This is a genomic window from Kitasatospora sp. NPDC057940, from assembly GCF_042887425.1.
In the GTDB taxonomy this organism is placed as follows: domain Bacteria; phylum Actinomycetota; class Actinomycetes; order Streptomycetales; family Streptomycetaceae; genus Kitasatospora.
The window spans coordinates 180439-196309 of record NZ_JBHVPH010000016.1 but is presented as its reverse complement, the minus strand read 5'-3'; the positions used below and the strand labels follow the sequence as shown (position 1 = coordinate 196309).

Here is a 15871-nt window from a genome sequence, read left to right as displayed (position 1 = left end):
GTCCGGGAGCTACCCCGTTGAGCCCACCGCTACGGCCCGGTCCCCCTTCGGAGGGGGACCGGGCCGTAGCCGTGGGCGCCGAAGCGATCAGCCGCCGAGCTGGATGCCGGCCATGCGCTTCCACTCGTACGGGCCGGTCTTCACCTTGAGGGCCAGCTCGCCCTCGAAGTCGTCGTGCAGGGTCAGCCCGGCCAGTTCGGCGGCGCGGCGGCCGACGGCGTAGCTCGGGGCCACCTGGTCGCCCCAGGCGCCGTCCGCGCCGACCACCACGATCCGGGTGGCCACGGCGCCGACGTACTCGACGACCGCGTCGGCGCCGCCCCCGTGCTGGCGGGCGAAGCTGCTGAGGTGCTTGGCGATGCGCTTGGCGCGGCGCTCGGTACGGGCGTCCGGCGCGGTGGCGGTGGCGGTCTCTGCGCTGCTCATGCCCGCATGCTACCCACCGGTAGTCGAGCTGGCGACGGGAGCGCCCTGTGCACCGGGCCACATACTGGAGGCGTGACCTTCTCCGGCTGGCCGGCCGAGGCGCTCGACTTCTACGAGCACCTCGAAGCCGACAATTCCAAGACCTTCTGGCAGGCCCACAAGGAGCAGTACGACGACGCCGTACGGGCCCCGATGGAGCTGCTGCTCGCCGAGCTGGAGCCGGAGTTCGGGCCCGGGAGGATCTTCCGCCCCAACCGCGACGTCCGGTTCAGCGCCGACAAGTCCCCGTACAAGACGCACATCGGCGCCCATCTGGAGAGCGGCGGCTACGTCCAGCTCTCCGCCGACGGCCTGGCCTGCGGCAACGGGATGTACCAGCTCGCCCCCGACCAGCTGGACCGCTACCGCGCCGCCGTCGCCGAGGATGTCGGCGGCGCCGAACTGGAGCGGGTGATCGCCGCGGTGGAGCAGGACGGCCCCAGGGTGCACGGCCGGAGCTCCCTCAGGACCGCTCCGCGCGGCTTCCCCAAGGACCACCCGAGGATCGAGCTGCTGCGCCACAAGGGCCTGGTCGCCTGGCAGGAGTGGGAGCCCGCGAAGTGGCTCGGCACCCGCGGCGCCCGGACCCGGATCACCGCCTTCCTGCGCGCCTCCCAGCCGCTCCGGGACTGGCTGGACGACCACGTCGGCCCGTCCGAGCTGCCGGCCCGGTGAGAACGCGAAGAGCCCCGGTCCACCGGACCGGGGCTCTTCGACGTCTGGCGGGGCCTACTTCACGAACGGGTCGATCGCGCACACCACGAACAGCAGCGACAGGTAGGTGATCGACCAGTGGAACAGCCGCATCTCCTTCAGCTTCGCGCCCACCACGCCGGCCTTGGCCCGGCCGTACAGCGCGTGCGCCTCGCGCAGCCAGAAGCCGCCGAGCAGCACCGCGGTGACGGGGTACAGCCAGCTCATGTGCCCCAGCGGCCACACCGCCAGCGAGGTCGCCACCATCACCCAGGAGTAGGCGACGACCTGCTTGCCGACGGCGACGTTGCCCTTGACCACCGGAAGCATCGGCACGCCGGCCCGCTCGTAGTCCTCGCGCACCTTCATCGAGAGCACCCAGGTGTGCGGCGGCGTCCAGAAGAACACCACCAGGAACAGCGCGACCGCCGCCCAGGACACCGAGTTGGTGACGGAGGACCAGCCGATCAGCACCGGCATGCAGCCGGCGATGCCGCCCCAGACGATGTTCTGCGAGGTGCGCCGCTTGAGCCCCAGCGTGTAGACGAACACGTAGAACAGCAGCGCGCCGAGCGCCAGTCCGGAGGAGAGCCAGTTGACTCCGAAGCCCAGCAGCAGCGTCGAGACGACCGCGAGGGCGATGCCGAACACCAGCGCCTCGCGCGGCGACACCATCCCGGTGACGATCGGCCGGCGCTCGGTGCGGGACATCACCGCGTCGATGTCGCGGTCGATGTACATGTTGAGGGCGTTGGCGCCGCCCGCCGAGAGGTAGCCGCCGACCACGACCTTCAGCACCAGCAGCATGTTCGGAACGCCCTGCTGGGCGAGGAACATCACCGGCACCGTGCTCATCAGCAGCAGTTCGATGATCCGTGGCTTGGTCAGTGCGACGAAGGCGCCGACACGGGCCCCGATGGGCCGGTGCGCAGGAGTCGCCCCGGTGACCCCGGCGGGACGGGTTTCGACGGCGGTCACTAACACCCCAACTGAAGATGAATCCTCGCAGGCGTCCACAGGAACGAAGGGTCCCAAATCGTCCGCTCTGCGCGTACCACGCCACCTTAGACGCTCCATATATCCCATCCGGCTCCGGGGTCCCCCGGCGAGGCCGATTGGCACACCCCCGGGTGAACCGACCGGGTGAAGCCACGAAGCCGTTCCGGCGCGCCGCCGCAACCCGTCCTGACCACCGGAGCGGCAGGGTGCCGTAAAACAGGAGAGCCTGGGACAAAATCAGGCAGACCGCCCTGGTGGGAATCACCATCCGGATTTCCTGGTTGTCCCAGCACGGAGGGTGAGCCCCGGGCCGGACGGTAGGCTCGCACGCAGAAGCGGGATCTACCCTCCGTGACCGGCACCACCCAGCGTCGAGACCACAGCGCCGTGGCCGACCCGGTCCCCTTTCACGGGGTCACTCTTCACAACGGAAGGAGCCCTGAGACAGGGTGAGCACGACGCCGACGAACGCATTCGAGTGGTCCGAACTGGACGAGCGCACGGTTGACACAGCGCGGGTCCTGGCCATGGACGCCGTCCAGAAGGTCGGCAACGGACACCCCGGGACGGCCATGTCGCTGGCCCCCGCGGCGTACCTGATCTTCCAGCGTTTCCTGCGCCACGACCCGACCGACCCGTCGTGGGTCGGCCGCGACCGGTTCGTGCTGTCCCCCGGGCACACGAGCCTGACCCTCTACACCCAGCTGTACCTGTCGGGCTACGGCCTGGAGCTGGACGACCTCAAGGCCTTCCGCGTCGCGGGCAGCCGCACTCCGGGCCACCCGGAGCACGGCCACACCGCGGGCGTGGAGACCACCACCGGCCCGCTCGGCCAGGGCATCGCCAACGCGGTGGGCATGGCGATGGCCGCCCGCTACGAGCGCGGCCTGTTCGACCCGGACGCCGCCGCCGGCGAGTCCCCCTTCGACCACACCATCTGGGCCATCGTCTCCGACGGCGACCTGGAGGAGGGCATCTCCGCCGAGGCCTCCTCGCTGGCCGGTCACCAGAAGCTGGGCAACCTGGTCGCCCTGTACGACGACAACCACATCTCGATCGAGGGCGACACCGAGACCGCCTTCTCCGAGGACGTCCTCAAGCGCTACGAGGCGTACGGCTGGCACGTCCAGCGGGTCGCCCCGAAGGACAACGGCGACATCGACGTGGCCGTCCTGGCCGACGCGCTGGCCGCGGCCAAGGCCGAGACCACCCGTCCGTCGATCATCGCGATGCGCACGATCATCGCCTGGCCGGCCCCGGACGCCCAGAACACCGCCAAGGCGCACGGCTCCGCGCTCGGCGCCGCCGAGATCGCCGCCACCAAGAAGGTCCTGGGCTTCGACCCGGAGAAGACCTTCGAGGTCTCCGACAAGGTGATCGAGCACGCCCGCGAGGTCATCAAGCGCGGCAAGGCCGCCCACGCCGAGTGGAACCAGGCCCTGGAGGCCTGGCGCGCCGCCGACCCGCAGCGCGCCGCCGAGTTCGACCGCATCCAGGCCGGCGAGCTGCCCGAGGGCTGGAAGAAGACCGTCCCGGTCTTCCCGGCCGGCAAGGACGTCGCCACCCGCAAGGCCTCCGGCGAGACCCTCAAGGCGATCGGCGCGGTCATCCCGGAGCTGTGGGGCGGCTCGGCCGACCTCGCCGAGTCCAACCTCACCACCATCGACGAGGACAGCTCGTTCCTCCCCGAGGGCAACCCGCTGAAGAGCGCCAGCCCGTACGGCCGGACGATCCACTTCGGCATCCGCGAGCATGCCATGGGCTCGACCATGAACGGCATCGCGCTGCACGGCAAGACCCGCGTGTACGGCGGCACCTTCCTGGTCTTCGCCGACTACATGCGCCCGGCCGTGCGCCTGGCCGCGCTGATGAAGCTGCCGGTCACCTACGTCTGGACGCACGACTCGATCGGCCTCGGCGAGGACGGCCCGACCCACCAGCCGGTCGAGCACATGGCCTCGCTGCGCGCCATCCCGGGCCTGGCCATGGTCCGCCCGGCCGACGCCAACGAGACGGCCGTCGCCTGGCGCACCGTCATCGAGCGCCAGACCACCCACCCCGGCCCGGTCGGCCTGGCGCTCACCCGCCAGAACGTCCCGACCTTCGACCGCGAGGTCTTCGGCTCCGCCGAGGGCACCGCGAAGGGCGGCTACATCCTGGCCGAGGCCTCCAGCGGCGACCCGCAGGTGATCCTGCTGGGCACCGGCTCCGAGGTCCAGCTGGCCGTCCAGGCCCGCGAGGTGCTGGAGGCCGAGGGCATCGCCACCCGGGTGGTCTCGGTGCCGTCCTTCGAGTGGTTCCAGGAGCAGGACCAGGCCTACCGTGACAGCGTGCTGCCGCCGTCGGTCAAGGCCCGGGTGTCGGTCGAGGCCGGCATCGGCCAGGGCTGGCGCGAGCTGGTCGGCGACCACGGCCGGATCGTCTCGCTGGAGCACTTCGGCGCCTCCGCCGACTACAAGGTGCTCTTCGAGGAGTTCGGCCTGACCGCCGAGCGCGTGGTGGCCGAGGCCCACAACGCCCTCCGTTCCCTTGAGGCCGTCAACCGCTGACGCCCCCTCTGACTACCCCACGAAGCAGAACAAAAAAGGACTGAAGCACCATGACTGACGCACTGAAGCGCCTCAGCGACGAAGGCGTGGCGATCTGGCTGGACGACCTCAGCCGCAAGCGGCTGAACACCGGCAACCTCGCCGAGCTGGTGCAGAACAAGCACGTGGTGGGCGTGACCACCAACCCGACCATCTTCCAGAAGGCCATCGGCGGCGGCGACGACTCCTACGACGGCCAGCTGCGCGACCTCGCCGTCCGCAAGGTCACCACCGACGAGGCCGTCCGCATGATCACCACCTCGGACGTGCGCGACGCGGCCGACGTGCTGCGCCCGGTCTACGACGCCTCCAACGGCCGCGACGGCCGGGTCTCCATCGAGGTCGACCCGCGCCTGGCCCACGAGACCGCGGCCACCGTGGCCGAGGCCAAGCAGCTGTGGTGGCTGGTCGACCGCCCGAACGTCTTCATCAAGATCCCCGCCACCAAGGCCGGCCTGCCCGCGATCGCCGAGGTGATCGGCCGGGGCATCAGCGTCAACGTCACGCTGATCTTCTCGCTGGAGCGCTACAAGGCCGTCATCGACGCCTACCTGACCGGTCTGGAGGCCGCCAAGGCCAAGGGCCTGGACCTCTCCCAGATCGAGTCGGTCGCCTCCTTCTTCGTCTCCCGCGTGGACACCGAGATCGACAAGCGCCTGGAGAAGATCGGCGGCGACGCCCGGGACCTGCGCTCCAAGGCCGCCCTGGCCAACGCCCGCCTCGCCTACCAGGCGTACGAGGAGGTCTTCGGCTCGGTCGACGGCAAGTCCGCCGGCAGCGCCCGCTGGCGCTCGCTGGAGGCCGCCGGCGCCAAGCCGCAGCGCCCGCTGTGGGCCTCCACCGGTGTCAAGGACCCGGCCCTGCCGGACACCCTGTACGTCACCGAGCTGGTCGCCCCCGGCACGGTCAACACCATGCCCGAGGCCACCCTGGAGGCCACCGCCGACCACGGCGTGGTCACCGGCGGCACCATCGTCCCCAACTACGCCGACGCCAAGGCCGTGATGGACGCCATCGCCGCCGCCGGCGTGGACTACGACGACGTGGTCCAGGTCCTGGAGGACGAGGGCGTGGAGAAGTTCGAGCAGTCCTGGAACGAGCTGCTCGACACCGTCACCGCCTCGCTCGCCTCCTTCGCCGGCGAGAAGTGACCGTTCGCTCACACAGCCAGCGCACGAAAGCGGAGCACACCAAGTGAGCACTGATTTCCCCGAGTTGACGTCGGAGTCGGACGCGGACGATCTCCCGCCGGCCCCCGTCAACCCGCTTCGTGACCCGGCCGACCGACGGCTCCCGCGCATCGCGGGGCCGTCCGGTCTGGTCATCTTCGGAGTCACCGGCGACCTGTCCCGCAAGAAGCTCATGCCGGCCATCTACGACCTGGCCAACCGCGGTCTGCTGCCGCCGGGCTTCTCTCTCGTCGGCTTCGCCCGGCGCGAGTGGGACGACGAGGACTTCGCCAAGGAGGTCCACGACGCGGTCAAGGACCACGCCCGCACCCCGTTCCGGGAGGAGGTCTGGCAGCAACTCGCCAAGGGCATGCGCTTCGTCCACGGCACCTTCGACGACGACGACGCCTTCGACAAGCTCCGCGAGACCATCGACGAGCTGGACAAGGCGCAGGGCACCGGCGGCAACTTCGCCTTCTACCTGTCCGTCCCGCCGAAGTTCTTCCCGACCGTCGTCCAGCAGCTCAAGAAGCACGGCCTGGCCGACCCCCCGCAGGGCTCCTGGCGCCGCGCGGTCATCGAGAAGCCCTTCGGCCACGACCTGGGGAGCGCCCAGGAACTGAACCGGATCGTCCACGAGGTCTTCCCCCGGGACGAGGTCTTCCGGATCGACCACTACCTGGGCAAGGAGACGGTCCAGAACATCCTGGCGCTGCGCTTCGCCAACCAGATGTTCGAGCCGATCTGGAACCGGTCGTACGTCGACCACGTGCAGATCACCATGGCCGAGGACATCGGCATCGGCGGCCGGGCCGGCTACTACGACGGCATCGGCTCCGCCCGCGACGTCATCCAGAACCACCTGCTCCAGCTGATGGCGCTCACCGCCATCGAGGAGCCGGCGTCCTTCCACCCGAAGGCGCTGGTGGCCGAGAAGCTCAAGGTGCTCAGCGCCGTCAAGCTCCCGGCCGACCTCGGCCGGCACACCGTGCGCGGCCAGTACGCGGCCGGCTGGCAGGGCGGCGAGGAGGTGGTCGGATACCTGGACGAGGACGGCATCGACCCGGACTCCAAGACCGACACCTACGCGGCGATCAAGCTGGAGATCAACAACCGCCGCTGGGCGGGCGTCCCGTTCTACCTGCGCACCGGCAAGCGGCTGGGCCGCCGGGTCACCGAGATCGCGGTGGTCTTCCAGCGCGCCCCGTACCTGCCGTTCGACTCCTACGCGACCGAGGAGCTGGGGCAGAACGCCCTGGTCATCCGGGTCCAGCCGGACGAGGGCGTGACGGTGCGGTTCGGCTCCAAGGTGCCGGGCACCTCCTTCGAGGTCCGGGACGTCACGATGGACTTCGCCTACGGCGAGTCCTTCACCGAGTCCAGCCCGGAGGCGTACGAGCGGCTCATCCTCGACGTGCTGCTCGGCGACGCCAACCTGTTCCCGCGTCACCAGGAGGTCGAGCTCTCCTGGCAGATCCTCGACCCGATCGAGAAGTACTGGGACACCCACGGCAAGCCCGCCCAGTACTCCGCGGGGACGTGGGGCCCGGCCGAGGCGGACGAGATGCTCGCACGAGACGGCAGGAGCTGGCGCCGGCCATGAAGATCGACCTCACCAACACGACGTCCAGCAAGATCAACGCCGCGCTGATGGAGGCGCGCCGGGCCAGTGGCTCCACCGCCGCCGGCATGGTGCTCACCCTGGTGATCGTGACCGACGAGGGCAGCGCGTACGACGCCCTCAAGGCCGCCAACGACGCCTCCCGCGAGCACCCCTCGCGCACCCTCGCGGTGATCAAGCGCGCCGGGCGCTCGCCCCGGGCCCGCGCCGAGACCCGGCTGGACGCCGAGATCCTGGTCGGCACCGACGCCGGCTCGGGAGAGACGGTCATCCTGCGCATGCACGGCGAACTCGCCGCGCACGCCCAGTCGGTGGTCCTGCCGCTGCTGCTCCCGGACGCCCCGGTCGTCGTCTGGTGGCCCGACAACGCGCCGCTGCACCCGGCGCAGGACCCGCTGGGCGCGCTCGCCCAGCGCCGGATCACCGACGCCGTCACCGCCGAGTCCCCGGTCGGCCAGCTCGCCCAGCGGGCCCAGAGCTACACCCCGGGCGACACCGACCTGGCCTGGACCCGAATCACCGGCTGGCGCTCGATGCTGGCCGCCGCGCTGGACCAGCGGCCGGTCACGATCACCTCCGCGGTGGTCGAGGGCGAGTCCTACAACCCCAGCGTCGAGCTGCTCGGCCTCTGGCTGCACAACCGGCTGCACGTGCCGGTCGAGCGGATCGTCACCGGCGGCCCCGGCATCACCGCGGTGCACCTGCGCACCAAGGACGGGGACATCACCCTGGACCGCCCGGACGGCCTGATGGGCACGCTCTCCATGGTCGGCTCCCCGGACCGCCAGGTGGCGCTCAAGCGGCGCGAGACCTCGGAGCTGATCGCCGAGGAACTGCGCCGGCTCGACCCGGACGACATCTACGCGACGGCCGTGCGCACGCCCGTCGACCGGCTGCGCGAGCCGGACACCGCCGAGACGGCGGCGGCCGAGCGGGTCGCCCGCGCGGCGGTCACCGAGGCCGCGGTGGCCAACCCCGCCAGGGTGACCGCCAAGGCCGCGTCCGAGGCCGAGACCGCGTCCGAGGACGTGGCCGAGGCCGAGGCCGCCGAGAAGGCTCCCGCCAGGAAGCCCGCCAAGCGCGCCGCCAAGGGGAGCGCATGACCAACGCGACCCCGCAGCTGGTCGTCCACCGGGACAAGGAGCTGATGGCCCAAGCGGCCGCGGCCCGGCTGATCACCCGGATCGTGGACGCCCAGGCCGCCCGCGGCACCGCCTCGGTGGTGCTCACGGGCGGACGCAACGGCAACGCCCTGCTGGCCGCGATCGCCGCCTCCCCGGCGCGCGACGCGGTCGACTGGGCGCGGCTGGACCTCTGGTGGGGCGACGAGCGCTTCGTCCCCGCCGGGGACCCGGACCGCAACGCCGTCCAGGCCCGCGCCGAACTGCTGGACTCCGTCCCGCTCGACCCGGCGCGGGTGCACGAGATGCCCGCCTCGGACGGCGCGGACGGATCGGACGTGGAAGCGGCCGCCGCCCGCTACGCGGAGGAGCTGGCGAAGGCCTCCGGCCCGGGTGACCGGCTCGGCGTCCCGGCCTTCGACGTGCTGCTGCTCGGCGTCGGCCCGGACACCCACGTCGCCTCGCTCTTCCCCGAGCACCCGGGCGTGCGGGAGACCGAGCTGACCGTGATCGGCGTGCGCGGGGCCCCCAAGCCCCCGCCGACCCGGGTCTCGCTCACCCTCCCGGCGATCCGGGCGGCCCGCGAGGTCTGGCTGCTGGCGGCCGGCGCGGACAAGGCGGACGCGGTCGCGATGGCCCTGTCCGGCCCCGGCGAGCTCCAGGCGCCCGCCTCCGGCGCGTACGGCCGCAGCCGCACCCTGTGGCTGCTGGACCGGGCCGCGGCGGAGCAGATCCCGCCCCAGCTGTACCCGCCGGCCTCGGCGTAACGGGCCCGGCAACGCACAAGGGCGCCACCGTCCTCGACGGTGGCGCCCTTCGCTGTCTGTCTGTCGTCCGGGTCAGATCTCGCCGCGCAGCTTGGCCAGCGCCTCGGCGAGGATCGCCTCGCCGTCGGCGTCGGTGCGCCGCTCGCGGACGTAGGCGAGGTGGGTCTTGTACGGCTCGTTGCGCGAGGGCGCGGGCGGGTTGTGCTCGTCCTGTCCGGCCGGGAAACCGCACCGCGGGCAGTCCCAGGTGTCCGGGATGACGGCCTCGGCGGCGAAGCTCGGCCGGGTCTCGTGCTTGTTGGCACACCAGAAGGTGATCCGGTTGCGCGGAGCGGACTCGCCGCGCTCCGCCTCGCCCATCGGGCCCGCTCCGACCCTGCTGCCACGGATGGCGTTGCCACTTGCCACGGTCTGACTCCCTGCGTGCTGGTGCGCCGACCCTCCGCGGTGCGCGTCGGTGGCGAAAGTCGTCCTAGTGTAAGCAGGAGTTAAGCGTCCACCGCCATCGCCTCCGCCCCCGACCGTCCCAGGATAGGCGCTCGGGCGACGGGGCGTCAGGGTTACGTCAGCTCTTGTACTTCAGCACCAGGCCCAGCACGATGATGCAGGCGAACCAGGCGACACCGACCACGATCGTGATGCGGTCCAGGTTGCGCTCGGCCACCGCCGAGCCGCCGCCGGTGGACATCGCGCCGCCACCGAACATGTCCGACAGGCCGCCGCCCTTCCCCTTGTGCAGCAGCACCAGCAGGATCATCAGCAGACTGAAGATGATCAGGGCAATCGAGAACCCGAGAACCACGACGGGACCAACTCTCTCGTATCTTCGGCGACGGGGCCGGACCGCTGACGGCGGTCCGGCCCCAAAGCCTACGTTGCTGCAGCGGCGTTAGCCTACTGCCTGCTCACGGTAGCGCACGATCTTGACGAACTCGTCGGCGTCCAGCGAGGCACCGCCGATCAGGCCGCCGTCGATGTCGGGCTTGGCCATCAGGCCGGCCGCGCTCGACGACTTCACCGAACCGCCGTACAGCACACGGACCTTGCCGGCCAGCTCGGCGTCGTACAGCTCGGCGATCCGCTTGCGGATGGCGGCGCAGACCTCCTGCGCGTCCTCCGGGGTGGCCACCTCGCCGGTGCCGATCGCCCAGACCGGCTCGTAGGCGACCACGATGGACTCGGCCTGGTGGGCCGGAATGTCCGCCAGGGCGCCGTCCAGCTGCGCGAGGGTGTGCTCGACGTGGGTGCCGGCCTTGCGGACGTCCAGCGGCTCGCCGATGCACAGGATCGGGGTGATCCCGGCCCGGTAGGCGGCCTTGACCTTGGCGTTGACGATCGCCTCGTCCTCGCCGTGGTACTGGCGGCGCTCCGAGTGGCCGATCACCGCGAAGGTGCACTTCAGCTTGGCCAGCATCGGGCCGGAGACCTCGCCGGTGTAGGCACCGGAGTCGTGCTGCGAGATGTCCTGCGAGCCGTACTTGATCTTCAGCTTGTCGCCGTCGACCAGGGTCTGCACCGAACGCAGGTCGGTGAACGGCACCAGGACGGCGACCTCGACGGCCTCGTAGTCCTTGTCGGCCAGCGCGAAGGCCAGCTTCTGGGTGTGCTGGATGGCCTCAAGGTGGTTGAGGTTCATCTTCCAGTTGCCCGCCATCAGCGGGAGACGCTCAGTCATTGCTTTCAGCCTTCCAGGGCGGCGAGACCGGGGAGGGTCTTGCCCTCCAGGTACTCGAGGCTGGCGCCACCGCCGGTCGAGATGTGTCCGAATGCGTTCTCGTCGAAGCCCAGGATGCGGACGGCCGCGGCGGAGTCGCCGCCACCGACCACGGTGAACGCGTCGCTGTCCAGCAGCGCCTGGGCCACGGCCTTGGTGCCGTTCGCGTAGTCCGGGTGCTCGAAGACGCCCATCGGGCCGTTCCAGAACACGGTGCCCGCGTCGGCCAGCTTCGCCGCGTACAGCTCGCGGGTCTTCGGGCCGATGTCCAGGCCCTCCTGGTCGGCCGGGATCGCGTCCGCGGCGACGAGCGAGGGGTTGGCCGGGGCCTTGGTCTTGAGGTCGGGGAAGTCCGCCGACACCAGGACGTCCACCGGCAGGACGAACTCGACGCCCGTCTCCTCGGCACGCTTCAGGTAGTCCAGGACGACCGGGATCTGGTCCTCCTGCAGCAGCGAGATGCCGACCTCGTGGCCCTTGGCCTTGAGGAAGGTGTACGCCATGCCGCCGCCGATGAGGATCCGGTCGGCCTTCTTCAGCAGGTTGTCGATCACGCCGAGCTTGTCGGAGACCTTGGCGCCGCCGAGCACGACCACGTACGGGCGCGCGACCTCCTCGGTGAGCTTCTTGAGCACACCGACCTCGGTGGCGATCAGGTCACCGGCCGCGTGCGGCAGCAGGGCGGGCAGGTCGTAGACCGAGGCGTGCTTGCGGTGCACGGCACCGAAGCCGTCGCCGACGTACAGGTCCGCGAGGGCGGCCAGCTGCTCGGCGAAGGCCTTGCGCTCGGCGTCGTCCTTGCTGGTCTCGCCGGCGTTGAAGCGCAGGTTCTCCAGCAGCGCGACCTCGCCGTCGCCCAGCGCGGCCACGGTGGACTCGGCGCTCTCGCCCACGGTGTCGGTGGCGAAGGCGACGTTCTTGCCGAGGATCTCGCCGAGGCGCACGGCCGCCGGGGCCAGCGAGAACTTCGGGTCCGGCGCACCCTTCGGGCGGCCGAGGTGGGAGGCGACGACGACCCGGGCGCCGCGCTCGACGAGCTTGGCGATGGTCGGGGCGACGGCACGGATCCGGCCGTCGTCGGTGATCGTGGTGCCGTCCAACGGGACGTTCAGGTCGGCACGGACGAACACGCGCTTGCCGGCGACGTCGAGGTCTTCGATGGTCTTCACGGGGATTGGCTCTCCTGGGGAGATGGTTGATGCGCAGAGGCGGCACGGCGCAGGGGCCGCCTGGGAAAGTCCTGGTGCGCAGAGCGAGGGCCCGGTCGGCACAGTGCGCCAGCCGGGCCCTCGCCCCTACATCACGTCAGCTCCCGCTGCGTCAGAGCTGGCCGCCGACGAGGGAGGTCAGGTTGACGAGGCGGTTCGAGTAGCCCCACTCGTTGTCGTACCAGCCGAGCACCTTGACCTGGTTGCCCTGGACCATGGTGAGCTGGGAGTCGAAGATGCAGGAGGCCGGGTCGTTGACGATGTCCGAGGAGACGATCGGGTCCTCGGTGTAGGTCAGGATGCCCTTGAGCGGGCCCTCCTGCGAGGCCTTCTGGAAGGCGGCGTTGACCTCGTCCTTGGTCACCTCGCGCTCCAGGGTGACGACCAGGTCGGTGATGGAGCCGGTCGGGACCGGGACGCGCAGCGAGGTGCCGTCCAGCTTGCCCTTCAGCTCCGGCAGGACCAGGGCGGTCGCCTTGGCGGCACCGGTCGAGGTCGGGATGATGTTCTGCGACGCGGCACGGGCGCGGCGCAGGTCCTTGTGCGGGAAGTCCAGGGTCACCTGGTCGTTGGTGAACGCGTGGACGGTCGTCATCAGGCCCTTGACGATGCCGAAGTTCTCGTGCAGCACCTTGGCCATCGGCGCCACGCAGTTGGTGGTGCAGGAGGCGTTGGAGATGATCGAGTGGTTGGCGGCGTCGTACTTGTCCTCGTTGACGCCCAGGACGATGGTGACGTCCTCGTCGCTCGCGGGCGCCGAGATGATGACCTTCTTGGCGCCGGCGGTGAGGTGCTTCTTCGCGGCCTCGGCCTTGGTGAAGATGCCGGTGGACTCGACGACGATGTCGGCGCCCAGGGCGGCCCACGGCAGGTTGGCGGGGTCACGCTCGGCGCTGACCTGGAAGGTCTTGCCGTCGACGGTGATGCTGTCCTCGGTGTGCGAGACCTCGCCCGGGAAGGTGCCCAGGGTGGTGTCGTACTTGAGCAGGTGAGCCAGGGTCTTCGTGTCAGTGAGGTCGTTGACACCGACGATCTCGATGTCCGCGCCCTGCGCCTTGACCGCGCGGAAGAAGTTGCGGCCGATGCGGCCGAATCCGTTGATGCCTACCCGGATCGTCACGAACCGATCTCCTCGTTAGGTACGCCGGAGCTAAGCCGACGGGGGTGAGATTTGGGAAGTCCCCGACCGCCTATGACCCTACCCCTCCCAGGCCTGGGAGGGCACATCGCGCCACGTGCGACGACCTGGCGTGGCGCGAAATCAGGCCGACCGTCCTTGGTCGTCAGGGCAGTTGGCCCTGGTCAGTGGTCTCTACCAATTTGCACACACCGGGCGCGTCCGGGTATCGCCTCCGGACACGGCGGCGGCCGGTGCCCGGAATCCGGACACCGGCCGCGGAACAGCCACTCGGTGCGGCGGTCAGTTCATCGCCATCTCGTCGGTGAGGTTGGCCTCGGTGCTCGGCAGGCCGAGCTCGGAGGCGCGCTTGTCCGCCATCGCCAGCAGGCGGCGGATCCGGCCGGCCACCGCGTCCTTGGTCAGCGGCGGGTCGGCGAGCGCGCCCAGCTCCTCCAGCGAGGCCTGCTTGTGCTGCATCCGCAGCTGGCCGGCCGCGGCCAGGTGCTCGGGCACCTCCTCGCCGAGGATCTCCAGCGCCCGCGCCACCCGGGCGCCGGCCGCCACCGCGGCGCGGGCCGAGCGGCGCAGGTTGGCGTCGTCGAAGTTGGCCAGGCGGTTGGCGGTGGCCCGGACCTCGCGCCGCATCCGGCGCTCCTCCCAGGCGAGCACCGACTCGTGCGCGCCGAGCCGGGTCAGCAGCGCGCCGATCGCGTCGCCGTCGCGGATCACCACCCGGTCCACGCCGCGCACCTCGCGGGCCTTGGCCGGGATGCCGAGACGGCGGGCCGCGCCGACCAGGGCGAGGGCGGCCTCGGAGCCGGGGCAGGTGATCTCCAGCGAGGAGGAGCGGCCCGGCTCGGTGAGCGAGCCGTGCGCCAGGAAGGCCCCGCGCCAGGCCGCCTCGGCGTCGCAGGTGGCCCCGGAGACGACTGCCGGGGGCAGCCCCCGGATCGGCCGGCCCCGGCCGTCCACGAGGCCCGTCTGGCGCGCGAGCAGTTCGCCGTCCTTGACCACCCGGACGACGAAGCGGCTGCCGCGCCGCAGTCCGCCGGGGGCCATCACCACGAGGTCGGAGGAGTGTCCGAAGATCTCCAGCAGGTCCTTGCGCAGCCGCCGCGCAGCCGCGCCGGTGTCCAGCTCCGCCTCGATCACGATCCGGCCGCTCACGATGTGCAGCCCGCCCGCGAACCGCAGGATCGCCGACACCTCCGCCTTGCGGCAGCAGGCCCTGGTGACCGGGAGCCGGCTGATCTCGTCCTTCACCGCTGGAGTCATCGCCATGGCCCGATCCTTCCATGTGTCCGGAAAATCCGGTCGTACGCGGCCGCCAACAGCTCCGGGTCGTGTCGCGGGGTGCCGTCCGTGCGGGCCACCCGGCCCAGGACCAGGGCGGCGCCCATCCGCTCGGCGGCCTTCTCCAGACCGGCCAGATCCGCCTGGCCGAAGGCGCCGCCGGTGACGGCGCGCTCGTCCACCAGGATCGCATCCACCGCGAGGCCCGGGGCGTGGTCGGCGATGACCTCCAGGTGGCGCTGCGGGGTGAAGCCCTCGGTCTCGCCGGGCTGGGGGGCCAGGTTCAGGGTGAGCAGGCGGCGGGCGCGGGTCTCGGTGAGCGCCTTGGCCAGCTCCGGCACCAGCAGGTGCGGCAGCACGCTGGTGAACCAGGAGCCGGGCCCGAGCACCACCCAGTCCGCCTCCCGCACGGCGGTGACCGCCTCCGGGACGGCCGGCGGCCCGTCCGGCAGCAGCCGGATCGACTGCACGGTGCCGGGCGTGACCGCGACGCTGGCCTGGCCGCGGACGGCCGACAGCTCGCCGGGGCGCTCCGGGTCGTGGCCGCGCACGGTCGCCTCGATGTCCAGCGGCACCGCCGACATCGGCAGCACCCGGCCCTGGACGTTCAGCAGCCGGCCGACCCAGTCCAGGGCGGCCACCGGGTCACCGAGCTTCTCCCAGAGCGCGACGATCAGCAGGTTGCCGACCGCGTGGCCGCCCAGCTCACCGGTGCCGGTGAAGCGCTGCTGGATCACCTCGGACCAGGTGCGTCCCCAGTCGTCGTCCCCGCACAGCGCGGCCAGCGCCTTGCGCAGGTCGCCGGGGGGCAGCACGCCCAGCTCGGTGCGGAGCCGGCCGCTGGAGCCGCCGTCGTCGGCGACGGTGACCACGGCGGTCAGGTCGCTGGTGAGCCGGCGCAGCGCGGAGAGCGAGGCGGACAGGCCCTGGCCGCCGCCGAGCGCGGTGATCCGGGGGGCCGGGTTGGCCCGGGCGGGGCTGCTGCGCGGCCGGCTCGGGACCGGCGGCCGGGCCGGGCCACCCGCCCGGTCGGCACTCCTGTTCTGCGGCTGCCGCCCGGGCACATATCCCGCCACACTCACCTCGCGTTCCTCGCCGCGGCCGCCGGCCCCG

15 protein-coding genes are annotated in these 15871 nt (G+C 71.4%); 6 read left to right on the top strand and 9 right to left on the bottom strand.

What is annotated here, in order from left to right; all coding sequences use genetic code 11:
- Positions 1–87: 87 nt before the first annotated feature.
- On the bottom strand, positions 88–426 hold the full coding sequence (locus ACFVTF_RS23875) for a hypothetical protein (RefSeq protein ID WP_350880471.1): 339 nt from the start codon (positions 424–426) through the stop codon (positions 88–90).
- 72 nt (positions 427–498) lie between these two features.
- Between ACFVTF_RS23875 and ACFVTF_RS23870 the strand changes: the two genes are divergently transcribed.
- Positions 499–1140, top strand: coding sequence for a DUF2461 domain-containing protein (locus ACFVTF_RS23870; RefSeq protein ID WP_387816321.1), 642 nt, complete (start codon positions 499–501; stop codon positions 1138–1140).
- 54 nt (positions 1141–1194) lie between these two features.
- Here ACFVTF_RS23870 and ACFVTF_RS23865 read toward each other — a convergent pair whose 3' ends face one another.
- Positions 1195–2142: a heme o synthase gene (locus ACFVTF_RS23865; protein ID WP_371519273.1), complete on the bottom strand. Its 948-nt coding sequence runs from the start codon at positions 2140–2142 to the stop codon at positions 1195–1197.
- 464 nt (positions 2143–2606) lie between these two features.
- Here ACFVTF_RS23865 and tkt point away from each other — a divergent pair, with 464 nt between their 5' ends.
- From tkt to pgl, 5 genes are all read left to right on the top strand, one after another.
- Positions 2607–4706, top strand: a complete 2100-nt coding sequence (gene tkt / locus ACFVTF_RS23860; RefSeq protein ID WP_387816319.1) for a transketolase — start codon at positions 2607–2609, stop codon at positions 4704–4706.
- A 50-nt stretch (positions 4707–4756) separates the two neighbouring features.
- Positions 4757–5896, top strand: coding sequence for a transaldolase (gene tal / locus ACFVTF_RS23855; protein ID WP_063349514.1), 1140 nt, complete (start codon positions 4757–4759; stop codon positions 5894–5896).
- Positions 5897–5960: 64 nt separating this feature from the next.
- Positions 5961–7517, top strand: a complete 1557-nt coding sequence (gene zwf / locus ACFVTF_RS23850; RefSeq protein ID WP_371522858.1) for a glucose-6-phosphate dehydrogenase — start codon at positions 5961–5963, stop codon at positions 7515–7517.
- A complete protein-coding gene (gene opcA / locus ACFVTF_RS23845) occupies positions 7514–8638 on the top strand; it encodes a glucose-6-phosphate dehydrogenase assembly protein OpcA (protein ID WP_387816317.1) in 1125 nt (374 codons plus the stop codon). Before zwf ends, opcA begins: the two co-directional genes overlap by 4 nt.
- On the top strand, positions 8635–9423 hold the full coding sequence (gene pgl / locus ACFVTF_RS23840; RefSeq protein WP_363368896.1) for a 6-phosphogluconolactonase: 789 nt from the start codon (positions 8635–8637) through the stop codon (positions 9421–9423). The genes opcA and pgl overlap by 4 nt, the downstream gene beginning before the upstream one ends.
- A 72-nt stretch (positions 9424–9495) precedes the next feature.
- Here pgl and ACFVTF_RS23835 read toward each other — a convergent pair whose 3' ends face one another.
- The 7 genes from ACFVTF_RS23835 to yvcK all read right to left on the bottom strand — a co-directional run bounded on the left by ACFVTF_RS23835 (position 9496) and on the right by yvcK (position 15834).
- The gene (locus tag ACFVTF_RS23835) at positions 9496–9783 is read right to left on the bottom strand and encodes an RNA polymerase-binding protein RbpA (protein ID WP_063349510.1); all 288 of its coding nucleotides are present in this window, start codon (positions 9781–9783) and stop codon (positions 9496–9498) included.
- A 205-nt stretch (positions 9784–9988) separates the two neighbouring features.
- Positions 9989–10225: a preprotein translocase subunit SecG gene (secG, locus tag ACFVTF_RS23830; RefSeq protein ID WP_371519267.1), complete on the bottom strand. Its 237-nt coding sequence runs from the start codon at positions 10223–10225 to the stop codon at positions 9989–9991.
- An 87-nt stretch (positions 10226–10312) separates the two neighbouring features.
- Positions 10313–11098, bottom strand: a complete 786-nt coding sequence (tpiA, locus tag ACFVTF_RS23825; protein WP_371519264.1) for a triose-phosphate isomerase — start codon at positions 11096–11098, stop codon at positions 10313–10315.
- Positions 11099–11103: 5 nt separating this feature from the next.
- Entirely contained in the window at positions 11104–12306 is a 1203-nt protein-coding gene (locus tag ACFVTF_RS23820) for a phosphoglycerate kinase (protein WP_371519262.1), read from the bottom strand.
- Between the two features lie 151 nt (positions 12307–12457).
- Positions 12458–13465, bottom strand: a complete 1008-nt coding sequence (gene gap, locus ACFVTF_RS23815) for a type I glyceraldehyde-3-phosphate dehydrogenase (protein WP_363580434.1) — start codon at positions 13463–13465, stop codon at positions 12458–12460.
- A 300-nt stretch (positions 13466–13765) separates the two neighbouring features.
- Positions 13766–14746: a DNA-binding protein WhiA gene (whiA, locus tag ACFVTF_RS23810; RefSeq protein WP_063349505.1), complete on the bottom strand. Its 981-nt coding sequence runs from the start codon at positions 14744–14746 to the stop codon at positions 13766–13768.
- Entirely contained in the window at positions 14737–15834 is a 1098-nt protein-coding gene (yvcK, locus tag ACFVTF_RS23805; RefSeq protein ID WP_350885867.1) for a uridine diphosphate-N-acetylglucosamine-binding protein YvcK, read from the bottom strand. Before yvcK ends, whiA begins: the two co-directional genes overlap by 10 nt.
- Positions 15835–15871: the final 37 nt, after the last annotated feature.

Bases quoted from the DNA above. Each gene is read 5' to 3' on its own strand.
- whiA (WP_063349505.1), bottom strand. From the start codon at position 14,746: ATGGCGATGACTCCAGCGGTGAAGGACGAGATCAGCCGGCTCCCGGTC.
- opcA (WP_387816317.1), top strand. From the start codon at position 7,514: ATGAAGATCGACCTCACCAACACGACGTCCAGCAAGATCAACGCCGCG.
- tpiA (WP_371519264.1), bottom strand. From the start codon at position 11,098: ATGACTGAGCGTCTCCCGCTGATGGCGGGCAACTGGAAGATGAACCTC.
- ACFVTF_RS23835 (WP_063349510.1), bottom strand. From the start codon at position 9,783: ATGGGCGAGGCGGAGCGCGGCGAGTCCGCTCCGCGCAACCGGATCACC.
- tal (WP_063349514.1), top strand. From the start codon at position 4,757: ATGACTGACGCACTGAAGCGCCTCAGCGACGAAGGCGTGGCGATCTGG.
- pgl (WP_363368896.1), top strand. From the start codon at position 8,635: ATGACCAACGCGACCCCGCAGCTGGTCGTCCACCGGGACAAGGAGCTG.
- ACFVTF_RS23875 (WP_350880471.1), bottom strand. From the start codon at position 426: ATGAGCAGCGCAGAGACCGCCACCGCCACCGCGCCGGACGCCCGTACC.